The organism is Paenibacillus sp. JT22N1 (genome assembly GCF_059692155.1).
Genome location: NZ_JCAUAW010000012.1, coordinates 141541 through 161432, shown reverse-complemented (window position 1 = coordinate 161432; position 19892 = coordinate 141541). Strand labels below are relative to the sequence as shown.

General features: G+C 46.4%; 17 protein-coding genes, 1 pseudogene and 1 riboswitch. Of the genes and pseudogenes, 13 read left to right on the top strand and 5 right to left on the bottom strand.

The window, feature by feature from the left end:
- The first annotated feature begins 63 nt into the window (after window positions 1-63).
- From AC58UU_RS23175 to AC58UU_RS23125, 11 genes and pseudogenes are all read left to right on the top strand, one after another.
- Window positions 64-1569: an ABC transporter substrate-binding protein gene (locus tag AC58UU_RS23175; RefSeq protein ID WP_497319178.1), complete on the top strand. Its 1506-nt coding sequence runs from the start codon at window positions 64-66 to the stop codon at window positions 1567-1569.
- 28 nt (window positions 1570-1597) lie between these two features.
- Window positions 1598-2386, top strand: a complete 789-nt coding sequence (locus tag AC58UU_RS23170) for a tyrosine-protein phosphatase (protein ID WP_497319176.1) — start codon at window positions 1598-1600, stop codon at window positions 2384-2386.
- 42 nt (window positions 2387-2428) lie between these two features.
- Window positions 2429-4129 (top strand): glycoside hydrolase family 3 protein, encoded by a 1701-nt coding sequence (locus AC58UU_RS23165; RefSeq protein WP_497319174.1) that lies wholly within the window; start codon window positions 2429-2431, stop codon window positions 4127-4129.
- A 40-nt stretch (window positions 4130-4169) separates the two neighbouring features.
- Window positions 4170-4811 carry a beta-phosphoglucomutase gene (pgmB, locus tag AC58UU_RS23160; RefSeq protein ID WP_497319172.1) on the top strand — a complete coding sequence of 214 codons (642 nt, stop codon included), beginning with the start codon at window positions 4170-4172 and terminating at the stop codon, window positions 4809-4811.
- Window positions 4812-4896: 85 nt separating this feature from the next.
- Window positions 4897-5583 (top strand): MgtC/SapB family protein, encoded by a 687-nt coding sequence (locus AC58UU_RS23155; RefSeq protein ID WP_497319170.1) that lies wholly within the window; start codon window positions 4897-4899, stop codon window positions 5581-5583.
- A gap of 122 nt (window positions 5584-5705) precedes the next feature.
- Window positions 5706-6653, top strand: coding sequence for an ABC transporter permease (locus AC58UU_RS23150; protein ID WP_497319168.1), 948 nt, complete (start codon window positions 5706-5708; stop codon window positions 6651-6653).
- A gap of 14 nt (window positions 6654-6667) precedes the next feature.
- Entirely contained in the window at window positions 6668-7555 is an 888-nt protein-coding gene (locus AC58UU_RS23145) for a carbohydrate ABC transporter permease (protein ID WP_497319166.1), read from the top strand.
- Window positions 7556-7580: 25 nt separating this feature from the next.
- Complete coding sequence (locus AC58UU_RS23140; RefSeq protein ID WP_497319164.1) at window positions 7581-9341, top strand: sulfatase; 1761 nt, start codon at window positions 7581-7583, stop codon at window positions 9339-9341.
- A gap of 41 nt (window positions 9342-9382) precedes the next feature.
- Window positions 9383-11017, top strand: coding sequence for a sulfatase family protein (locus AC58UU_RS23135; protein WP_497319162.1), 1635 nt, complete (start codon window positions 9383-9385; stop codon window positions 11015-11017).
- Between the two features lie 270 nt (window positions 11018-11287).
- A pseudogene (locus tag AC58UU_RS23130) lies at window positions 11288-11636 on the top strand (chromate transporter).
- Window positions 11637-11670: 34 nt separating this feature from the next.
- Window positions 11671-12642 carry a formylglycine-generating enzyme family protein gene (locus tag AC58UU_RS23125; protein WP_497319357.1) on the top strand — a complete coding sequence of 324 codons (972 nt, stop codon included), beginning with the start codon at window positions 11671-11673 and terminating at the stop codon, window positions 12640-12642.
- Window positions 12643-12695: 53 nt separating this feature from the next.
- Here the strand turns inward: AC58UU_RS23125 and AC58UU_RS23120 are convergent, their stop codons facing one another.
- Together AC58UU_RS23120 and gdhA are read right to left on the bottom strand one after the other, a co-directional pair.
- Window positions 12696-12947 (bottom strand): hypothetical protein, encoded by a 252-nt coding sequence (locus AC58UU_RS23120; RefSeq protein ID WP_497319160.1) that lies wholly within the window; start codon window positions 12945-12947, stop codon window positions 12696-12698.
- Window positions 12940-14310, bottom strand: a complete 1371-nt coding sequence (gene gdhA / locus AC58UU_RS23115) for an NADP-specific glutamate dehydrogenase (protein ID WP_497319158.1) — start codon at window positions 14308-14310, stop codon at window positions 12940-12942. Before gdhA ends, AC58UU_RS23120 begins: the two co-directional genes overlap by 8 nt.
- Before the next feature lie 262 nt (window positions 14311-14572).
- A riboswitch (cyclic di-AMP (ydaO/yuaA leader) is annotated at window positions 14573-14709 on the top strand.
- A gap of 87 nt (window positions 14710-14796) precedes the next feature.
- Between gdhA and AC58UU_RS23110 the strand changes: the two genes are divergently transcribed.
- Window positions 14797-15183 (top strand): hypothetical protein, encoded by a 387-nt coding sequence (locus tag AC58UU_RS23110; RefSeq protein WP_171688777.1) that lies wholly within the window; start codon window positions 14797-14799, stop codon window positions 15181-15183.
- Between the two features lie 192 nt (window positions 15184-15375).
- Here AC58UU_RS23110 and AC58UU_RS23105 read toward each other — a convergent pair whose 3' ends face one another.
- The 3 genes from AC58UU_RS23105 to AC58UU_RS23095 form a co-directional block, all read right to left on the bottom strand.
- Window positions 15376-15945, bottom strand: a complete 570-nt coding sequence (locus tag AC58UU_RS23105; protein ID WP_497319156.1) for a tetratricopeptide repeat protein — start codon at window positions 15943-15945, stop codon at window positions 15376-15378.
- A gap of 92 nt (window positions 15946-16037) precedes the next feature.
- Entirely contained in the window at window positions 16038-16916 is an 879-nt protein-coding gene (locus AC58UU_RS23100; protein WP_497319154.1) for a carbohydrate ABC transporter permease, read from the bottom strand.
- 14 nt (window positions 16917-16930) lie between these two features.
- A complete protein-coding gene (locus tag AC58UU_RS23095; RefSeq protein ID WP_497319152.1) occupies window positions 16931-17884 on the bottom strand; it encodes an ABC transporter permease in 954 nt (317 codons plus the stop codon).
- Window positions 17885-18118: 234 nt separating this feature from the next.
- Here AC58UU_RS23095 and AC58UU_RS23090 point away from each other — a divergent pair, with 234 nt between their 5' ends.
- A complete protein-coding gene (locus AC58UU_RS23090; protein WP_497319150.1) occupies window positions 18119-19801 on the top strand; it encodes an extracellular solute-binding protein in 1683 nt (560 codons plus the stop codon).
- Window positions 19802-19892: the final 91 nt, after the last annotated feature.

Below are 19892 nucleotides of genomic sequence, written 5' to 3'. Positions count from 1 at the left end.
GACAGTTTCAATGGGTACTTATAATGAAATTGTTCGGATAACAACAAATAAAAGGAGATAACCATGAAGAAAAGATTGAGTTTCTTAAGTTCGATTGTGGCATTGACGGTTATTGTTTCAGGTTGCGGTTCCGAGAATGGTGCAGCAAGTCCCAAGAAGCAGGACGACAAGAAGACCGAAGCGCCATATGAGCTCACGGTGGCGATTCCTGTTAAAGGCGCAATTCCGAAAGACATGCAGCTGGTGAATGACGAGATTAACAAAATTGCCAAAGAGAAAATTAACGCCACTGTTAAGCTGTTGCCTATCAGTTACAGTGCATATGTGAATCAAATGAATTTGATGATGACTAGCGGAGAAAAGCTCGATTTAATGGTGGTGTGGGGAGCATTCTACTCCAGCTATGTCGCAAAAGGACAAGTGCTGGCCCTTGATGATTTGCTTACCAAGCATGGCAAGAATATTTCAGAATCGTTGGGACCTGTATTTCTAAATGCTCCGAAAGTGAAGGGTAAAATTTACGGCGTGCCGACCATTCGTGATTTAGCGCAAGATTACGGATTTATCATGAGAAAAGACTTGGTAACCAAATACAACATCGATTTGAGTAATGTGAAAAAATTGGAAGATCTTGAAAGTGTACTAAAGAAACTCAAAGAAAACGAGCCGAGCATGGCTCCTATGACGAATAAGGTGAATAGCTCCCTATACGGAACGTTTAGCACTAGAGATTCTTTGGGCGACGATTTAGGGGTGCTTCTGAATAATGGTCAAGGCGAGCTGAAAGTCGTGAACTGGTACGAGACTCCTGAATATGCCGACATGGTGAAGCTCATGAGAAAATGGAACCAAGCGGGATACGCGATTAAAGATGTCGTGACAAACAAAGAAAGTGAAAACACGATTATAAAAGCAGGTAAAGCAGCAGGGAATATCACGCACATGAAACCGGGCTTTGCTGAACAGCAGTCGAAAATAGTCGGAACTGAAATGATCGCGGTCAAACTTGCTCCAGCAGCTGCGAATACAAGTACGGTAAATAGCGTGATGTGGGGCATTTCTCAAGGTTCGAAAAATCCCGAGAAAGCTATGCAGTTCCTTAATCTTATGTACGCTGACAAAGATATTGTTAACTTATTCTCTTGGGGTATCGAAGGCAAGCATTATGTCAAAAAGCAGGATGGTTTTATTGGCTACCCTGCAGGAGTAGATGAGAATAATACGGGTTTCGCTTTGAACCAAGGGTTTATGTTCGGTAATTCGTTCCTTGCCGATATATGGGAAGGTAATGACAAGAATGTATGGCAGGAAACGAAGAAGTTCAACGAGAGTGCAACCCGATCGAAGGCGCTTGGGTTTACGTATGACAACACTTCGGTGAAGACAGAAGTTGCCGCTGTAAGCAACGTCGTGAATCAGTACCGATTAGGGCTGGAGGATGGAGCCTTCGATCCGGATAAAGAACTGCCTAAGTTCATTTCTGAGTTGAAAGCTGCCGGAATCGACAAAATCATTGCCGAAAAGCAAAAACAGTTGGATGTTTGGGCTAAAGAAAATAACGTGAAGTAAGCGAAATATCAGTGAAATTCAGGAGGATATGATGGAAACTGCCTACAAGCAAAGAGTAGAGGAAATAGAGCGCAGAACCAACTTGCGTAATTTAGGTGGATATCGCACTGCAGATGGAAGGACAATCAAGCCTAATCTATTGTTCCGCTCCGCAGAGCTAGCGGAAATGAACGAAGCAGATATTGCTTACCTGCAAGAAAACGGTTTGCGTTATATTTGCGATTTCCGTTCGGAAGGTGAACAAAAAGCAACGCCGAATCCAGTCGTTGCTGGCGCGGAAAACATTCATATTTCCGTACTGGGTGGAGTTGTTAATCCACAGGAAATGATTGCGGTGATTAAGAAAATGGACATCGCTGAGTTCAAGGGAGATTGGCTGGAAAACGTTTATGTGCAGTTTGTCTCAGATCCAATTGCTCAAGCTGCTTATCGTCGATTTTTTGATTTGGTGCTGCAGGCAGAAGGCAGTCCGCTGCTCTGGCACTGTGCAGCAGGTAAAGACCGAACGGGATTTGCTGGAGCCATCTTGCTTCTTGCACTAGAAGTGCCGATGGAAACCGTTATGGAGGATTTCTTAAGAAGCAACAATAACCGGAAAGAAGCGATTGAGCACCTGCTTAGCTCGATTCAAGAGAAGCTAGGAGATGACAACAAGCTTGCAAAGGTTAGAGAAATGATGGCAGTAAAACAGGAATACTTGACTACGGCACTGCGTGCAATCATAGAGAATTATGGGACCATGGAAACTTATATGGAAGAAGTGCTCGGATTGACATCCGAAGCGCGCGAAAAACTGAAAAGCATTTATTTAGAGTAAAAGTTAGAACTCCAAACAGTCATAAGAGAAGAGGGACGCTACATGGTTGATTTGCATGCAAAACCTTTTCATCTAGACGATGATGGGATTGAGTGGGTTAAGGACACTTTGGCCTCCATGGATCTTGCCGCCAAGGTTGGACAGCTGTTTTGTCCAATCGGATTCACGGATGACAAGGAGCAGCTAGCGAAGCTGACGCAAAAGATGAGAATCGGCGGCATCCTGTACCGACCTGGTCCCGGGGAGAAAGTCCAGGAAACGCATCGCTATTTGCAGGATACTTCGGAAATTCCGCTGCTTATTGCCGCCAATCTGGAAGCTGGGGGCAACGGCTCCGCTGTGGATGGCACTTTTTTCGGCAAGCAATTACAAGTCGCAGCTACGGACAATACAGAGATGGCTCGCAGGCTCGGCGTTATTGCTGCTCGGGAAGGCAGCGCAGTTGGCGTAAACTGGGCGTTCGCGCCAGTTGTGGATATCGACGTTAACTTCCGCAATCCAATCACGAATGTGAGAACGTTTGGTTCCGACCCAGAGCGTGTTGCTCGTATGAGCAAAGCTTATACGACTGCGGTTCAGGAACATGGCATGGCTGTATCGATTAAGCATTTCCCAGGCGACGGCGTGGATGAGCGCGATCAGCATTTGTTAACTTCGATCAACTCGTTATCGGTTGAGGAGTGGGACACTACCTTTGGTAGTGTGTATCAAGACTGCATTGACGCTGGAGCCATGACCGTTATGGTCGGACATATTGCTCATCCTGCTTACAGCAGGCACCTTCGTCCGGAGATCAAAGATACGGACATTATGCCTGCGACTTTGGCGCCCGAGCTGCTGAACGATCTGCTGCGAGGGAAGCTTGGATTCAATGGGCTTATTACGACGGATGCTACGCCTATGGCCGGTTTTATGATGGCGATGAAGCGGGAGACAGCCGTTCCGGCTTCGATTGCTGCAGGCTGTGATATGTTCTTGTTTAATAAGAGTATCGAGGAAGACTTTTTCTTCATGATGAAAGGGATCGAGACGGGCATCTTGACCGTGGAGCGGCTGGATGAAGCGGTGACACGCATTCTCGGTGTTAAAGCTTCGCTTGGTCTGCATACGAAGAAGCGGGAAGGGACCCTTGTGCCGGGCGTAGAGGCGCTATCCGTTCTGAAATGCGACGAGCATATGAGATGGACTGTGGAATGTGCGGATCAATCCGTTACACTCGTGAAGGACACGCAGCAATTGCTGCCCGTTAGCCCAGAGCGTCACAAGCGTATTCTGCTCTTATCGCTCGGCGGCGAGGATGGCTTGTTCAAAAGTACGAACATCATGCCATACTTCATTTCCAAACTGGAAGCGGAGGGCTTCGAGATCAAGATATTTGATACGAAAAATTTCGATTTCAGAACGATGTTTGCTGGGGTGAAGGCGATGAGTGATCAGCATGACGCTGCTATCTACTTCTCCAATATGGAGACCCATAGTAACCAGACCGTTGTCCGCATTAACTGGGCGCCTCCTTTTGGTCTAGATATGCCGTGGTTCATTCAGGAGCTGCCAACGATGTTTATTTCCGTGGCTAACCCGTACCATCTGCTGGATGTGCCGCGCATGCCAACGTTTATTAATGCGTATTCAGCCAGCGAGCAGGTCGTGGACGCGATTATCGAGAAGTTGCTGGGACGCTCCTCCTTCAAGGGGATTAACCCAGTAGATCCATTTTGCGGCTATTGGGATACACGTCTGTAAGCGATACATGCAAGCCGGACTATGAAAGGGAATTTCTACCATGTCAATACTTGCAGTCATTTTTGATTTGGATGGTGTGCTTGTGCATACAGATCAGTATCACTACCAAGCGTGGAAGCGAATGGCGGACGAAGAAGGCATTGTATTCGATGAGTCCGTTAACGACAGACTGCGTGGCGTTAGCCGGATGGAGAGCTTGGAAGTCATCCTTGAGAAGAGCGGCAGAACGTATACAAGCGCGGAAAAAGAAGCTTTGGCTGAGAGAAAGAACGGTTACTACCGCGAACTGCTTGACCGTTTGACTCCAGCAGACGCGGCGCCGGGTTCTCGCGAGGTCATTGCTGCCTGCAAGCAGCAGGGGACTAAAGTCGCGATCGGATCATCCAGCCGGAATACGCCGGTCATTTTGGAAAGGCTTGGCTTTACGCACTTGTTTGAAGCTGTGGCAGATGGTAATGAGATCGTTAACAGTAAGCCGGATCCTGAAGTATTTCTACTCGCAGCAAAAAAGCTTGCCATAGATCCAAAATATTGCATCGTCGTAGAAGATGCGGAGGCTGGCCTTATCGCCGCTAAGCGTGCCGGTATGAAGACGGCTGCCATTGGTACTGTGATAAAGAGCTCGACAGCAGACTATCGGCTTCATCGTTTGGAAGAGCTGACAGGTGTAATTTGGGGTTAAGTAAACAAAAGGAGAAGGAGCTGACAAGGTGGCTCCTTCTCTTTTTATATTGCACGTCTAAATTTTACATAAGGAGAGATCTTTCATGATGCTAAGCATAGACGTTTATATTTTGATCAAATTAGGTCTTTCGGCTGTACTCGGGTTAATTATCGGTCTGGAACGCGAAGTTCGCAATAAGCCGCTAGGGCTGAAAACTTCCCTGGTCATCTGCTTAAGCAGTTGCTTGTTAACCATTGTTTCCATCGAATCTGCGAGTAAATATGCAGTCCCAGGCTTGCATGTTATGGACCCCATGCGGCTAGCAGCACAAATCGTCAGTGGAATTGGTTTTATCGGGGCAGGGGTTATTCTAAGGAAGCATAACGATGTCATTATCGGTCTAACGACTGCTGCGATGATTTGGGGAACGGCAGGGCTAGGGATAGCCATTGGTGCTGGATTTTTCGGTGAGGCTATTTTTGGACTTGCACTTATTATGTTTTGTGTCATTGTGCTGCCTTATTTTATTAAGAAAGTCGGCCCGAAGCCATTGATTATGAAAGATCTGCGTGTAAAGCTCATCGTGTCCCATGATGCTAATTTAACCGCTATTATTAAAGCGATCATTGCCAAAGGGTACAAAATGAATAGCGTTCATATTAAAGAGTTGAACGGCGAACAGCAGGAGCTTAATTTCATCGTGTTCATCGACCGAAAGTATGCTTCTGAAGTGTACGATGAGCTGAAAAGCATGACATACATCGAGATCGCCGAAGTGGAAACGCTTTAGAACGGCGAGGTCGGAATGGTACAAACCGAAAGTCGAAAACGGAGTAGTGACTGTCCCGCCTAGTTCCTATAATAAAAGTGTAAACAAGCAATAGATGCGATGAAGTGGAGGAAATGAGCATTATGACACCATCAACAACGATTAAATCCTCAACAAGTAGAAGGCTTGCCAAATGGAAGAATTATTTTCCTCTGTACTTTCTGATGATCCCCGGCGTGCTTTACTTGCTCATTAACAATTATGTACCGATGTTCGGTGTAATTATCGCGTTTAAAGACATCAATTATCAAGCAGGCATTCTCGGCAGCGATTGGATTGGCTTTAAAAATTTTGAATACTTGTTCAAGACGAAAGATGCCTTAATCATTACACGCAATACGATACTGTACAATTCGCTTTTTATCGTTGTACACACGGTAATAGCCATTTTTGTGGCGATTTTGCTGAATGAAGTGAAGAAGAAATTTTTATCCCGTTTTTATCAAAGCGTAATATTACTCCCTTATCTGATTTCAATGGTCATTGTCAGCTATCTCGTCTATTCCATGTTAAGTGTCGAATCAGGCTTGATGAACAAGGCCATTCTTCCGCTGTTCGGAATTGACAGCATTTCTTGGTACTCAGAAGCGAAGTACTGGCCGTACATTCTGACACTGGTGCATATCTGGAAAGGTGTCGGATTCTTATGCGTAGTTTATTTAGCATCCATCATCAGCATCGACACGGAGTATTACGAGGCAGCGACACTGGATGGCGCTTCAAGATGGTATCAGATTCGCTCGATTACCATTCCTTTGATCATGCCTGTTATTATCATGATGACCTTGCTTGCTATCGGCCGCATTTTTTATTCGGATTTCGGCTTGTTTTATCAAGTGCCAATGGATTCGGGCGCGTTATCCAAAACGACCAGTGTAATTGACACCTACGTGTATAGAGGTCTGATGAACCTCGGAGATATCGGGATGTCATCGGCAGCCGGTCTGTACCAATCGCTTGTCGGATTCGTGTTGGTTATCGTATCTAACTATGCGGTGCGCAAATTCAGCAAAGACAATGCATTATTTTAGAGGGGGAAAGATTCATGGCACAAGATAGTAAAGCGCTGCAGTGGACTACTCATATTGTTCTGATCGCATTATCCGCTGCAAGCCTTCTGCCTTTTTTACTGCTCATCATGTCCTCCATTTCAAGTGAGACAAGCATTATTCAACATGGATACTCTCTGTTTCCACAAGAATTTAGTTCCAAAGCGTACGTGTATTTACTGGATCACTGGCAAGAGTTGGGCCGCGCGTATGGGATTACCGTGTTCATTACGGTAGTGGGCACCACTGCAAGCTTAGCCATCACGTCGATGCTGGCGTATCCGATTTCCCGTCAAGATCTGCCATGGAAGAAATTTTGGGCATTCTTTGTTTTCTTTACACTTTTATTTAATGGGGGCCTTGTCCCAACATACTTGATTTATACGCAGGTTTTACATGTGAAAAATACGATTTGGGCGCTGCTTATTCCTGGACTGCTCATGAACGGATTTAACGTCCTGCTCGTCCGAACCTTCTTCATGACTTCCATTCCGCCAGCGCTTATCGAAGCGGCTAAAATCGATGGGGCGGGTGAAATTAAAACGTTCTACAAAATCGTTCTCCCGCTTTCGCTTCCGATCATGGCGACCATCGGTCTTTTCGAGGCCATCTTGTATTGGAACGATTGGTTTAACGGATTGACTTATGTGACCAACCCGAAGCTGTTTAGCATTCAAAATATTTTGAATCGGCTCATTCAAGATGTCCAATTCTTGAGCAGCAACTCGGACATGGCTTCGGGCGCTGGGGCGAAGGTCGCAGAGCTTCCGAGCACATCGGTAAAAATGGCGATTGCTGTCGTCGGCGTACTTCCGATTCTGGTGGCGTATCCGTTCTTCCAAAAGTACTTCATCAAAGGGATTACAATTGGTTCTGTGAAATAGTGGGAAATATCGGGAGGATACGGCTATGAGAGCAGTCATGATCATGTTCGATTCTTTAAATAAGCATATGCTGCCGAGTTACGGCTGCGACTGGATTCACGCTCCTAACTTTCAACGTCTGTCTGAGCGGACAATGACGTTCGACAAATGCTACGCGGGTAGCTTGCCCTGTATGCCGGCACGGCGCGAGATTCATACAGGACGTTACAACTTTTTGCATCGAAGCTGGGGGCCGCTTGAGCCATATGACGATTCGATGATCGATTTGCTTCGGAAAAGCGGTGTGTATACGCATCTAACGACCGATCATAATCATTACTTCGAGGCTGGAGGAGCTACATATCACACGAGGTACAATTCGTGGGAATTCGCCCGCGGTCAAGAGGGAGATCCGTGGAAAGGAAATGTGGGGGATCCGCATATTCCGGAAAGCTTAAGTGGTCCTAAGCAGGGCGATTTATGGAGACAGGATTGGGTGAACCGACCATATTTGGATAGCGAAGAGAAGATGCCACTAGCGGTAACCGTCAATCGGGGCATTGAATTCATCGAAAGAAACCACGATCAAGACCGCTGGTTTTTGCAAATCGAAGCTTTCGATCCACATGAGCCTTTTTTTACCCAGCAAAAATATAAGGATTTATATCCGCATGATTATCAAGGCAAACATTACGACTGGCCGGATTATTCGAAAGTCACGCAGCAGCCGCAAGAAGTGCAGCATATGAAATACGAATATGCGGCGCTCGTCAGCATGTGCGACGAATATTTGGGCAAAGTGCTGGACGCATTCGATCGGTACGACCTTTGGGAAGATACCCTGTTAATCGTGAATACGGATCATGGATTTTTGCTGGGTGAACATCGCTGGTGGGGGAAAAACATCCAACCGCTCTATAGGGAGATCACGAACCTCCCCCTATTTATTTGGGATCCCAGATACGCTGTGAAAAGCAGGAGAACGGACGCGCTAGTTCAAACGATCGATCTTCCTCCAACGCTGCTCGATTTTTTCGGGGTGGATATTCCTGCCGATATGCAGGGCAGTTCCATCCGCCCGATCATCGAATCGAATCAGACCATTCGTGAAGCGGCTTTATTTGGCATACATGGCGGTCACATTAATTGCACAGATGGAAGATACGTATACATGCGGGGACCAAAGGACATAAACAACGGGCCGCTGTACGAATATACGCTGATGCCGACGCACATGCATACAATGTTCAATCCAAAAGAGTTTGCCGGAATGGAACTCGCCCCTCCTTTTTCGTTCACGAAAGGCTGTTCTGTGATGAGGCTCCTGGCCGCAAACTTTTTGAACCCGTACCTTTATGGTGATTTGTTATTTGATCTTGAAACCGATCCTTCACAGGAGACCGTCATAGCAGATCCGGAAGTGGAGGCGACCATGATCGACCATATCGCCAGGCTGATGCGAGAGCATGATGCACCGGCCGAGCAGTATGAGCGTATCGGCATTCCGAAGGACGGTATAGTGACGGCAGAGGAGCTCGAACGGGAAAAAGAAACGAAGCGGAAGCAAAACGAAGTTGATTTGGGGCTAAAAGAGCGATGGATCGGGAAATCGAAAGAAGCCTTTTTCACCCTGAGCTGCCTGACGCCGAATCCGATGCGATCGATGCTGAAAGCGAAGCTGGCTACGATGGTGCAAAGCAAACCATCGATGGAAGTCAGTGAAGATGACGTTGTCCTGCTTGCGACGAGCTTGTTTGGCAATCACGCGCCGCGGCTTGTCGGTTTTCTGAAAATGCTCTTGGTGTAAGGGATAGCGGAGCGGATAAAACATATAAAGGAGTTTGCCGGATGAAGGATGCAGGACGAAAACCTAACTTTTTGTGGATTACATTGGAGGATACGAGCCCAAGAATGGGCTGCTACGGAGATCCTTTGGCTCGTACACCCCATATAGATTGCTTAGCCCAAGAGGGAACTTTGTATCGGAACGCATTTGCCACGGCGGGAGTATGCGCTCCCAGCCGATCCGCGGTCATTACGGGCATGTATCAAACCGCGATAGGTACGCAACATATGCGAACAGCACATACCAATGTGCACACACCGGAGCTGCCGACACCTTATTTTGCAGTCCCACCCGCTCATGTCAAAACCATTTCCGAAATTATGCGGGCGAACGGATATTATTGCACAAACAATGCGAAAACAGATTATCAGTTTCAGGCGCCTCTAACGGCATGGGATGAAAACAGCAAGGAAGCCCACTTCCGCAAACGGGAAGGCAATCAGCCCTTCTTCGCCGTATTTAATTATGACGCTACGCATGAAAGCGGCATGTGGCCGGCTGAGTCAATGAGGCAATTTGCGCCTAACTACGAAGAGAGACCGCTCACGACTGACCCGGATCAGGTTGTTCTTCCACCCTACTTGCCGAATACTCCAAAATCGCGAGCAGCGCTTGCTAGACATTATGATAATCTAGCCAATGCGGACGAGTATGTAGGTCTTATTCTTCAACAACTTGAGGAAGATGGTTTGACGGACAATACGATCGTCATGTTATGGAGCGACCACGGAGAAGGACTGCCGCGTGCCAAGCGGTGGACGTATGATGCGGGGATCCGCGTGCCGCTTATCGTTAAGTGGCCCGATATGGTGGGAAATGGCCAAGTCAGCGAACAACTAGTTAGTATGATCGACTTGGGACCTACGGTGCTTTCTTTGGCAGGGATACCCGTTCCCCGGCATATCCAAGGTCAGCCGTTCATGGGAGAGCTTGCCGAATCGAGAGATTATGTATTTGCCACACGTGACCGTTATGACGAGTCTTATGATAAGGTTCGTGCTGTAAGAGATACGCAATTCAAATACATTCGTAATGATTATCCCGATCAGCCTTACCTTCAGTGGATCCCGTTTAGTCATTTCCATCCGATATTCCAGGAGCTATGGAAATTACAATTGGCGGGCGAATTAGAAGGCGATAAGCAAGTGCTCATGCAGAATAAGCGTCTTCCGGAGGAATTGTATGACTGTTTAAACGATCCGCATGAATTGAAAAATTTGGCGGACGATCCATCGTATCGGGATGAAAAGATTCGTTTGCGCAAGGAGCTTGACAATTGGTGTGGGAAATTCGACGTTTGGGGTGATGTTCCAGAGGCGCAAATGGTTGCGACCATGTGGCCAAATGGCATTCAACCACAAACGGCTAAGCCGCTCTTCATCCCGATCAACAGCAAGTTGCCGGGTAAGAATGCAGTAAATGAGGGAACCTTCAAAGAACCGACAGCGGTCATGCTTCATTCAGCGACACAGGGTGCTTCCATTGCCTATACGACCGATGAAGATGTGAATCCTCGATGGAAGCTGTACACAGGCCCGATTATCATAACCGCAGGTCATGCGCGTATTCGAGCGATTGCGGTGCGCATCGGCTATAAGGATAGTGAGGTGGCGGAGGCTACTTTTGTTGTTGAATGAGGAAGTGTTTGCTGCAGGAAGTTGTATCATGAGCGAATGCCGATAGACTAATTGACCATACGGAGGAACATTTCACTCAGTTGATAGTTCGTCATCGGTGGGGATTGAGAAATTGGAAACATTATAATGAAATGAAGGGAAGCCTGTTAAATAAGGCTTCTCATATTTGTTTTTGTCGAAATTAAGCTGGGCATTGTCTAGCTTGAGCTTAGGGATATTGTTTGGACGTTTTTGAAGATTGGGCCAGTTACTTTCGGAGGTGGTTATGCTATGCTTCCGATCATTGAGAGGGAGGTTACAGTCAAACGGGCATGGATTCCTGAGAAAGATATAGCCAATCTTATCTCAATCATAGGCTCCGCACCTGGTGACATTGGTGTTAGAGGCTGCATTGGTAGGCATTCATGCTGCAATTATTGGGCTCATTGATGTAGCCGCTTATAATATGGGGAAATCAGCTATTTTTGATAAAACAACCTTGATTACCTCGCTTAGTACTTTAATCATTTTATTGTCTTTTCCGATTCATCCCTTGTACGTAATCCTCGTTGGATTATTTATTGGCAATATCTTGGTAAAAGGCTATGCCAATTACGAGTATATTGCTTTGTTCAGTTAATTACGTTTAAATAAAAGTAAAGGGGCGATCTCCAATAGATACCAATAAACCATCATGCTGCTCGGCAAGTCGGAGCGCTATTCATCAAACTGACGTAAGTCCAGAACGTTTGCTAGATTATACACAGGCTCAAACAAAGTCAAATTGCCAAACAGAAGGTATGATTTATATACCAGGTGGGAAGTTTTTAATGGGGACCGACGATCAAGAAGGATTCCCATCTGATGGCGAGGGGCCTGTCAGAGAAATTTCTGTTAACCCATTTTACATCGATGCTACGACGGTAACGAATGAAGAATTCAAGAGATTTGTTGAGGATACAGGCTTTCAAACAGAAGCTGAAACCTTTGGGTGGTCCTATGTTTTTCATCTTTTTGTTTCTGAAGCAACTACGTTGCAAGTGAAAAATTCGGCCCAACAAACACCATGGTGGTGGGTGGTACATGGTACTGACTGGCTTCACCCCGAAGGCCCTGATTCAGGGATCCAAGATCGGATGGACCATCCGGTCATCCATGTATCCTGGAATGATGCAGTTGCGTATTGCCGATGGGCTGGGAAAAGACTATTAACAGAGGCTGAATGGGAGTTTGCTGCCCGAGGCGGACTGGTGCAGAAGAGATACCCTTGGGGTGATATATTGAAGCCAGACGGACGGCATATGTGCAATATTTGGCAAGGAAAGTTCCCAGAGAAAAATCATGCTAGCGATGGATATGCGGGCACGGCGCCTGCCAGATCTTTTGAACCAAACGGATATGGCCTTTACAATGTAGCTGGTAATGTGTGGGAATGGTGCTCGGATTGGTTTAGCCCTACCTATCATATCAATGGCGCAAAGGATAACCCCATTGGCCCTCCATCTGGAGACAACAGGGTTCTAAGGGGAGGTTCGTACTTGTGCCATGCCTCCTATTGCAATCGATATCGTGTGGCGGCACGGAGTAAGAATACACCTGACAGTTCTGCGGGAAATATAGGTTTCCGTTGTGCTGCTGATGCTTAGTTACACTTTTATGTCGCGAAAGGAGCTTGCCTCATGGCATCTCCTTTTTTTGTTCATTCAAGTAACAGGCAGGATGCACAAATAATAATGACTGTACCTAGGTTTTGCACCAGCATAAAGGATCCTCTCCCCCAATGTCCGACCACTTTCCACTCCACGAACAGAGGCTGCACTTTGAAAGAAATAAAGAATGTCGTCTTATCGTAATGAAAAAAAACAAACGTCTTTATTCCGATGAAATGAACCGGAGCATAGACGCTTGTCATAATCGAATTTTCTAGATAATTGCTGTTTTCCTTAAACAATACCTTGAGCAATCATGGCGTCGGCCACTTTTGTAAAGCCTGCAATATTGGCGCCTACAACAAGGTTGCCCGGATGCCCGTATTCCTCTGCCGCTTGGACAGCGCTTTTGTAAATATTTTTCATAATCGCATGGAGCTTATCGTCTACCTCATGGAATTGCCATGAGTACCTCATGCTGTTTTGAGACATTTCTAGCGCTGATACTGCAACGCCGCCTGCATTCGCTGCCTTGGCCGGTCCAAATAGCACACCTGCCTGCAGGAATACATCAATCGCTTCCAAGGTAGATGGCATATTCGCGCCTTCCCCCACCGCTATTACTCCGTTGCTTACAAGGATCTTCGCCGCATCCTCATTAATCTCGTTCTGTGTTGCGCTAGGAAGCGCAATTTCGCATGGAACGGACCATATGTCGTGACAACCCTCATGATAGGTTGCTGTCGGATGCTCCTTTACATACTCGCTGATTCTCTTTCTCTCAACTTCCTTCAACCGTCGAATCGTGTCTAGGCAGATCCCTTTTTTATCATAGATATAGCCATTGGAGTCGCTGCAAGCAACGACCTTGGCGCCTAATTGTATCGCCTTTTGCATGGAATATATGGCCACGTTGCCGGAGCCGGAAACTACTACGGTGCTGCCCTCGAAGCTAAGGCCCTTGGATTGCAGCATTTCATTCACAAAGTAAACACATCCATACCCAGTCGCTTCGGTACGTCCCAAGCTGCCTCCATAGATGATCCCTTTTCCTGTCAGTACACCAGCCTCGTAAGCACCGCGAATTCTCTTGTACTGACCGAACATGTAACCAATTTCGCGTGCACCTACGCCAATGTCTCCTGCCGGAACGTCGGTATCTTGACCCATATATTTATAGAGCTCTGTCATGAAACTTTGGGTAAAGCGCATGATTTCATTATCGGACTTTCCTTTAGGATCGAAATCGGAGCCGCCTTTACCGCCGCCGATGGGCTGGCCTGTAAGGGAGTTTTTGAACGTTTGTTCAAATCCAAGAAATTTAATAATGCTCGCATTAACGGAGGGATGAAAACGCAATCCACCCTTGTACGGCCCAATCGCACTGTTAAATTGAACACGAAAACCACGATTAACTTGCGTAATCCCTTGGTCATCTACCCATGGCACGCGGAAAGTGATTAAGCGCTCTGGTTCCACGATCCGCTCAAGAATACCTGATTTCATATACTTCGGATGCTTTGAGAGAACCGGGATCAGCGACTCTAAAATCTCCTTCACAGCTTGATGGAACTCATACTCATAAGGATTACGTTTGACTACGGTTTCGTATACGACGTGTACATATTCCCTTGCAACTACCTCATTGTCCACTTGAACAATCACAATCTCATCCACCTTCACAATCAGTTATGTTAAAAATGTCTAATAGTATAGTTTTACCTTATCCTTGGCAATTGAGCAATTAAAATTTACATGTCATGTAAGCTTACTTTGTTGTGTTAATCAAGTGTTCATTTGGTATGAAATAAAATAACATGACATCCATGCTCCGTTACTAGGTACAAGACTGATGACATAAAAAATATAAGTAAATATTACTATTGTTTCTAATTATGTATTGGGGTAAATTGATAAAATAAGAATGAATCATACTACGCTTAATTCTTTAGATTAAAGAAGCGGGGGAACCAAGTTTTCTGGGGTGAGTACACTTTTTAAGTGTTAGGGTTAACTTTCAACCCGAATCCGTCAGCTAACTTCGTCAGCGTAGAAAGAAAATGATAGAAATATTAAAAGGGTCCTTTATATTTTAGGACTATATTCCCTCGCTTCCTTTTTTCGTTCAAGAGAAAAAAGGAGGAATTAGACATGTTTATTAAGAGAGTTACCAAAGAGGTGAAGAAGCTTTTTCAATTGAAAAGATCAAACACTTCTGTACAGCGTCAAGATGAGATTCTTCACTTAAAGCGACGGCTGGAGGAGTTTGACATTCAATTTTCGAATTTGGCGTATCGGCCATCAGGTGTCGAAACACAGGCTTTATTGGAAATAAGCAAAACGGTCGGACAAAACAATGACTTGCTAAACCAACTAAGTTCGGAAAGTGAATTAGCGGTTCAACAATTACTAGCCAATCGCGTCGGCATTTCCCCAAAAATTTGGGAGGAACATCACAAATTTATCGTAACTATGGCTCATATTTTTGGTGGTCCGTATCCTTGTCTCAGAGAGTACATCAGAAGTAGTATTATATGAGCTTCGTTGAAGGTTTCTATATATTTTTCGGTTGGTTGCTACTTCTACCTTCTACATTAAGCCCGTCATAACCAACTTTTTGAATGTATGTTATGGAAGTCCTTCAAAAAACAATACTAAAAAGCAGCCTCTGTGAAGAAGCTGCTTTTTAGTATTGCATTAGTAAGTGGTCTATCACTCTATACAATAATGTTATGTTTTTCCAGCAGTTTCATCAAGGTCTTCGTTGTAAGCCAATATCCCGCGTTTAAAATAATGAAGTTTTTCGTCTGAGGTAGTTTCCATTAAATTGGTGATCAACAGTTCAACACTTTCTTTGTAGTTTTGGCTATTGTACAGAGCCATGGCGAGAAACACTTGAATTGCCCGATTCTCTGGAAATTCTCTCACGCCTCTGCGCAACGTCTCAACTGCTTTTTGGTAGTACCCCCAGTAGCGGTATGTACTCCCCAGACCCATTAGGCATCTTTCTAGGTCAGAACCAGATAGGCCTAACTTAAGAGCCCGCTCATAATGTGGAATAGCCTCACGTCCAAGGCCGGAGTTGTCATGCACTATCCCGGTTTGGTAGTTGATTTCTGCATCATCCGGGTAATCGGATAGCAATTCTAATAACTGCTCGCGAACCTCACTTAAGATCGCTTGATCTTGTTTGGCTCGCCCTTCTTCACGCCGTTCAATTATTTTGCTCAATTCGTTTCTTGTCATATTTTCACCATTCCCAAGTTTGGCAGTCTTTTTTAAATGAGACCATTTTAACATAAAACTGACTCTCATTGCGTTAACGGGAAACAATAGTTCAATTGGTAACGACGAATCATAAGAGGTGACATAATCCTTATCTCTCCTGCCATTTACTCCTTGATAGACCCCACAACCATGCCTTTAACGAAATATTTCTGCAGGAACGGATACACGATGAGAATCGGCAGAGCACCGATGAAGATTTGTGCAGCCTTCACTGTGTTATTTGATATGTTCTCCATTTCCCGTCCAAGTGAAGACAGCTGCGTCGAATCGAGTTGAATCAAGATCGTCTGAAGGAAGGTGGCCAGCGGATAATCTTGAATGTTATTCAAATAGATTAGCCCGTCGAACCAAGAATTCCAGTGACCGACCATTTTGAACAGCGAGAGTGTGGCGATAGACGGTAGGGATAGCGGAATGTAGACAAGCATCAAAATTTTAAACTGCCCCGCACCATCAATTAACGCCGCTTCTTCAAGCGCTTTCGGGATGCTTCGGAAGAAGTTGAGCAGCAGCACGATCAGCCAAACATCGATGGCTCCCGGAAGTATAAGCGCCCAAAGGGAGTTCATCAGCCCGAGCTTTTGGATGACGATATAGGTAGGAACCAACCCCCCGCCAAAGAGCAGGGTCACTACAAAAAACCACGAATACCAAGTGCGACTCCGCATCACAGTCGAGTCCTTCGAGAGCGGGTAGGCGGTCAAAAAAGTAACGATCATCGTAATGAGCGTGCCGATCACCGTCCGTTGCACGGATACCCAAAGCGAATGAAGAAAGTTTTCGTTGGTTAGTGTCTTCTTATATGCATCCAGCGTAAAGTCGATCGGGATCAATCCTACCAGGTTGGCATTCGCCGGCCCACGGCCACTGAAGGAAACCGCGAGCGTATGAATGAGCGGAAGAATGCATAAGAAGGCGATGACAGCCAAGAACACATAGTTGCAAATGTTGAAAATCCGGTATGGCAGAGTTTTATGGTACAAGTCGAAGCCCCCCTTTAGAAGATTCGGTAATTAGCCATCTTAAGTGCAAGCCGATAGACCGATAGAATCAGAATACAGCTCACAATGGATTTGAATAGTCCGATCGCCGTAGCAAAGCTTAACTTCTGGCTAAGTATACCGACCCGATACACATACGTATCGATGATATCCCCTTTCTCGTACACGAGCGGATTATATAAGTTATAAATTTGATCAAAGCCGGCACTGAGGATGCTGCTTAAGGATAAGGTTGCGCAGACGGTCATGATCGGGACGAGCCCCGGAAGCGTGACATGAACGGTTTGCTCCCAGCGGGAAGCGCCATCAACCTCCGCTGCCTCATAGAGTTCTGGGTTGATCCCCGATAAGGAAGCAAGATAAATAATTGTGCTGAAGCCAAATTCCTTCCACACCTCGCTCGTCACGACTGTAAATCTGAACCATTCTCCATCCCCCAGGAAGAAAACGGGAGGGAGACCAAACCAATCCTGCAGCACTCTATTGACAAGCCCTCCTTCAGGAGATAACAGATCGACCAGGATCGCACCCAAGATCACCCATGATAAGAAATGGGGAAGATACACTAGTGTCTGTACGATTCGCTTGAATGCCATCTTGCGAATCTCGTTGAGTAGGAGAGCAAACGCAACAGGGACGATAATCATGAATCCAATCTTCAGCGAAGCGATGAGCAGCGTGTTCCAGATCACCTGCAGACTGTCTGTTCGTTCGAATAACGCTTTAAAATGCTTGAACCCTACCCATTCGGATCCGGTAATCCCAAGGTATGGCTTATATTCCTGAAAGGCGATCACTACACCGAACATAGGCAAATAATGAAACAACAAGGCAAGGATTACAGCAGGGAGCAACATCAGATGAAAGGGCCAGGTTTTGCGAAATCGGCGGAGTGGTGACGTTTGGGTGCCCGTTTGGAACGAACCCTCGGGGTGTGTAGACGTGTTCATTCATTCACCTCTTTAAGGACTTATTGTGATTTGTTAACAGTGTAGCATAGGCTCACAGACAGCTATATACCATTTTCTTAACACCTGATAATGTTTTGTAAAGGCGATAGGTATGAGGAGGCCGGATGTTAATAAAAAAACATGCTGTGTTAACAAAGTGTTATTTCACCCGCCGATATATTCCTTTATGATTTGAATGTAAGCCCAATACAATAGGTTAAGGGGGAACGTACGTTGCATCTAACCAAACGAAGAATGGCACTAGCCGTGCTCACTATTGCCCTAGCCGGATCCTCGATCGGCTGTACGTCGAGCAGTGGCGGCACAACGACAGGGACACCGGCAGCGCCGGACAAAGCTCCGCTTCAGCAGGTCAACGGTAAATTTGATCCGCCTGTAACGATTACAACGGTAAGAGGGGTTCCCGGCCCAGCTACATTTAAGAACGGGGAGACGATCGACGATAACGTGCATACCCGCTGGGCGAAGGAGAAGCTGGGCATTGAGATCAAAAGCTTGTGGTCCGTCGTGAACACGAACAATGCCTATGATACGAAGTTGAAGCTGGCGCTTTCCGCCAACGAGCCGATGCCCGATATCGTGCATGCCAGCGGGGAAATGGCTCGGCTCCTGATCGAATCTGGTCGTTTCCAAGACGCTGGAGCCTTATTTGATAAGTATGCTGGCGAGACCTGGAAGAAAGCGATGGCTGAGAATCCATCAGCCTGGTATGAATTCACCAAAGACGGCAAGCGGTACGGTATTCCTGGGCTCGATTACGATTACAATAACGACCCTGTGCTTTGGGTTCGCGATGACTGGATGAAAAAGCTGAACCTGCCTGAGCCGAAAACCGTCGACGATTATGAGAAGGTACTGGATGCTTTCACGAATCAGGACCCGGACGGTGACGGTCAGAAGAACACATTTGGCCTATCAGTGGGCTTCAAGAAGGCGTATGCCAACCATTTCGGAGTCAGCTGGCTGTTCGGTGCGTACGGCGCCATCCCAGGGATCTGGATGAAGCAAGCGGATGGTACGCTGGCTTACGGCTCTGTACAGCCGGGCGTCAAGGAAGGGCTCGCGAAGCTCAAGAGCTGGGTAGCCAAAGGCTACATTCCGAAAGAAGCGCCTGTATGGGATGAAGCGAAGGCGGGCTCCTTCGTATCCGCAGGCCGGGCAGGCAGCTTCGCCGGTCCGTATTGGTCCGAAGCATGGCCGATGGGCGACTTGACCAAAAACAATCCGCAAGCGAAGCTTAATACGTTCCAGCTGCCGGTGGGCGCAAACGGTAAAGGGCTTCATTTTGCCACACAGCCGTATGTAGGTGCAATTTTTATCAATAAAGAGATGAAGAAACCGGAAGCCTTCTTCACTTATGGAAACTTCCTGTTCGATAACATCGCCGATCCGAAGGCCGGAAGTGAGTTTGAGAATGGTTGGGCGAAGGGCTATGACTGGGATATGGTTGACGGCAAGGTGACAACGGATCTGCAAAAGATTCCCGGCGGCGGTGTACGTGTCTTCTTCTACAGCCTACTGATGACTCAGGGTCCTCGTATTCCGTCTCAGAACATTACGGCACTGGTCAACCTGGCGAAGAACGGACAGCCGCAAACGCCGTACGAGCGCTACTGGTCACAGCTTGCTCCTCCGATCGAGATTCAGTCCTCGAGCAATGTCTGGAATCAGCGGGCCAATCGTCTGATGAACGCGTATACGGGTGGGGCAACAGCAACCATGACCGACAAAGGCGACTACTTGAGCAAGCTCGAAATGGAAACGTTTAGTAAAATTGTATTCGGCGACGAACCGATCGAAGCTTACGATAAGTTCATCCAGACCTGGAAATCACAAGGCGGCGATGCAATCACCAAGGAAGTCAATGAATGGTATAAGAGTGCCACCAAAAAATAATCCGCTTCAAAAAGGGAATTTTTCATTACTACTGAGAAGTTCCCTTTTTGCTCAGGAAGGATTTGAGTCCCTCATAGAGAAGGCAATAACC

Coding starts and splice junctions, on each gene's coding strand:
- AC58UU_RS23105 (WP_497319156.1), bottom strand. CDS start 15,945: ATGTTAAAATGGTCTCATTTAAAAAAGACTGCCAAACTTGGGAATGGT.
- AC58UU_RS23110 (WP_171688777.1), top strand. CDS start 14,797: ATGTTTATTAAGAGAGTTACCAAAGAGGTGAAGAAGCTTTTTCAATTG.
- AC58UU_RS23175 (WP_497319178.1), top strand. CDS start 64: ATGAAGAAAAGATTGAGTTTCTTAAGTTCGATTGTGGCATTGACGGTT.
- AC58UU_RS23140 (WP_497319164.1), top strand. CDS start 7,581: ATGAGAGCAGTCATGATCATGTTCGATTCTTTAAATAAGCATATGCTG.
- AC58UU_RS23165 (WP_497319174.1), top strand. CDS start 2,429: ATGGTTGATTTGCATGCAAAACCTTTTCATCTAGACGATGATGGGATT.
- pgmB (WP_497319172.1), top strand. CDS start 4,170: ATGTCAATACTTGCAGTCATTTTTGATTTGGATGGTGTGCTTGTGCAT.
- AC58UU_RS23135 (WP_497319162.1), top strand. CDS start 9,383: ATGAAGGATGCAGGACGAAAACCTAACTTTTTGTGGATTACATTGGAG.
- AC58UU_RS23170 (WP_497319176.1), top strand. CDS start 1,598: ATGATGGAAACTGCCTACAAGCAAAGAGTAGAGGAAATAGAGCGCAGA.
- AC58UU_RS23095 (WP_497319152.1), bottom strand. CDS start 17,884: ATGAACACGTCTACACACCCCGAGGGTTCGTTCCAAACGGGCACCCAA.
- AC58UU_RS23155 (WP_497319170.1), top strand. CDS start 4,897: ATGATGCTAAGCATAGACGTTTATATTTTGATCAAATTAGGTCTTTCG.
- AC58UU_RS23145 (WP_497319166.1), top strand. CDS start 6,668: ATGGCACAAGATAGTAAAGCGCTGCAGTGGACTACTCATATTGTTCTG.
- AC58UU_RS23150 (WP_497319168.1), top strand. CDS start 5,706: ATGACACCATCAACAACGATTAAATCCTCAACAAGTAGAAGGCTTGCC.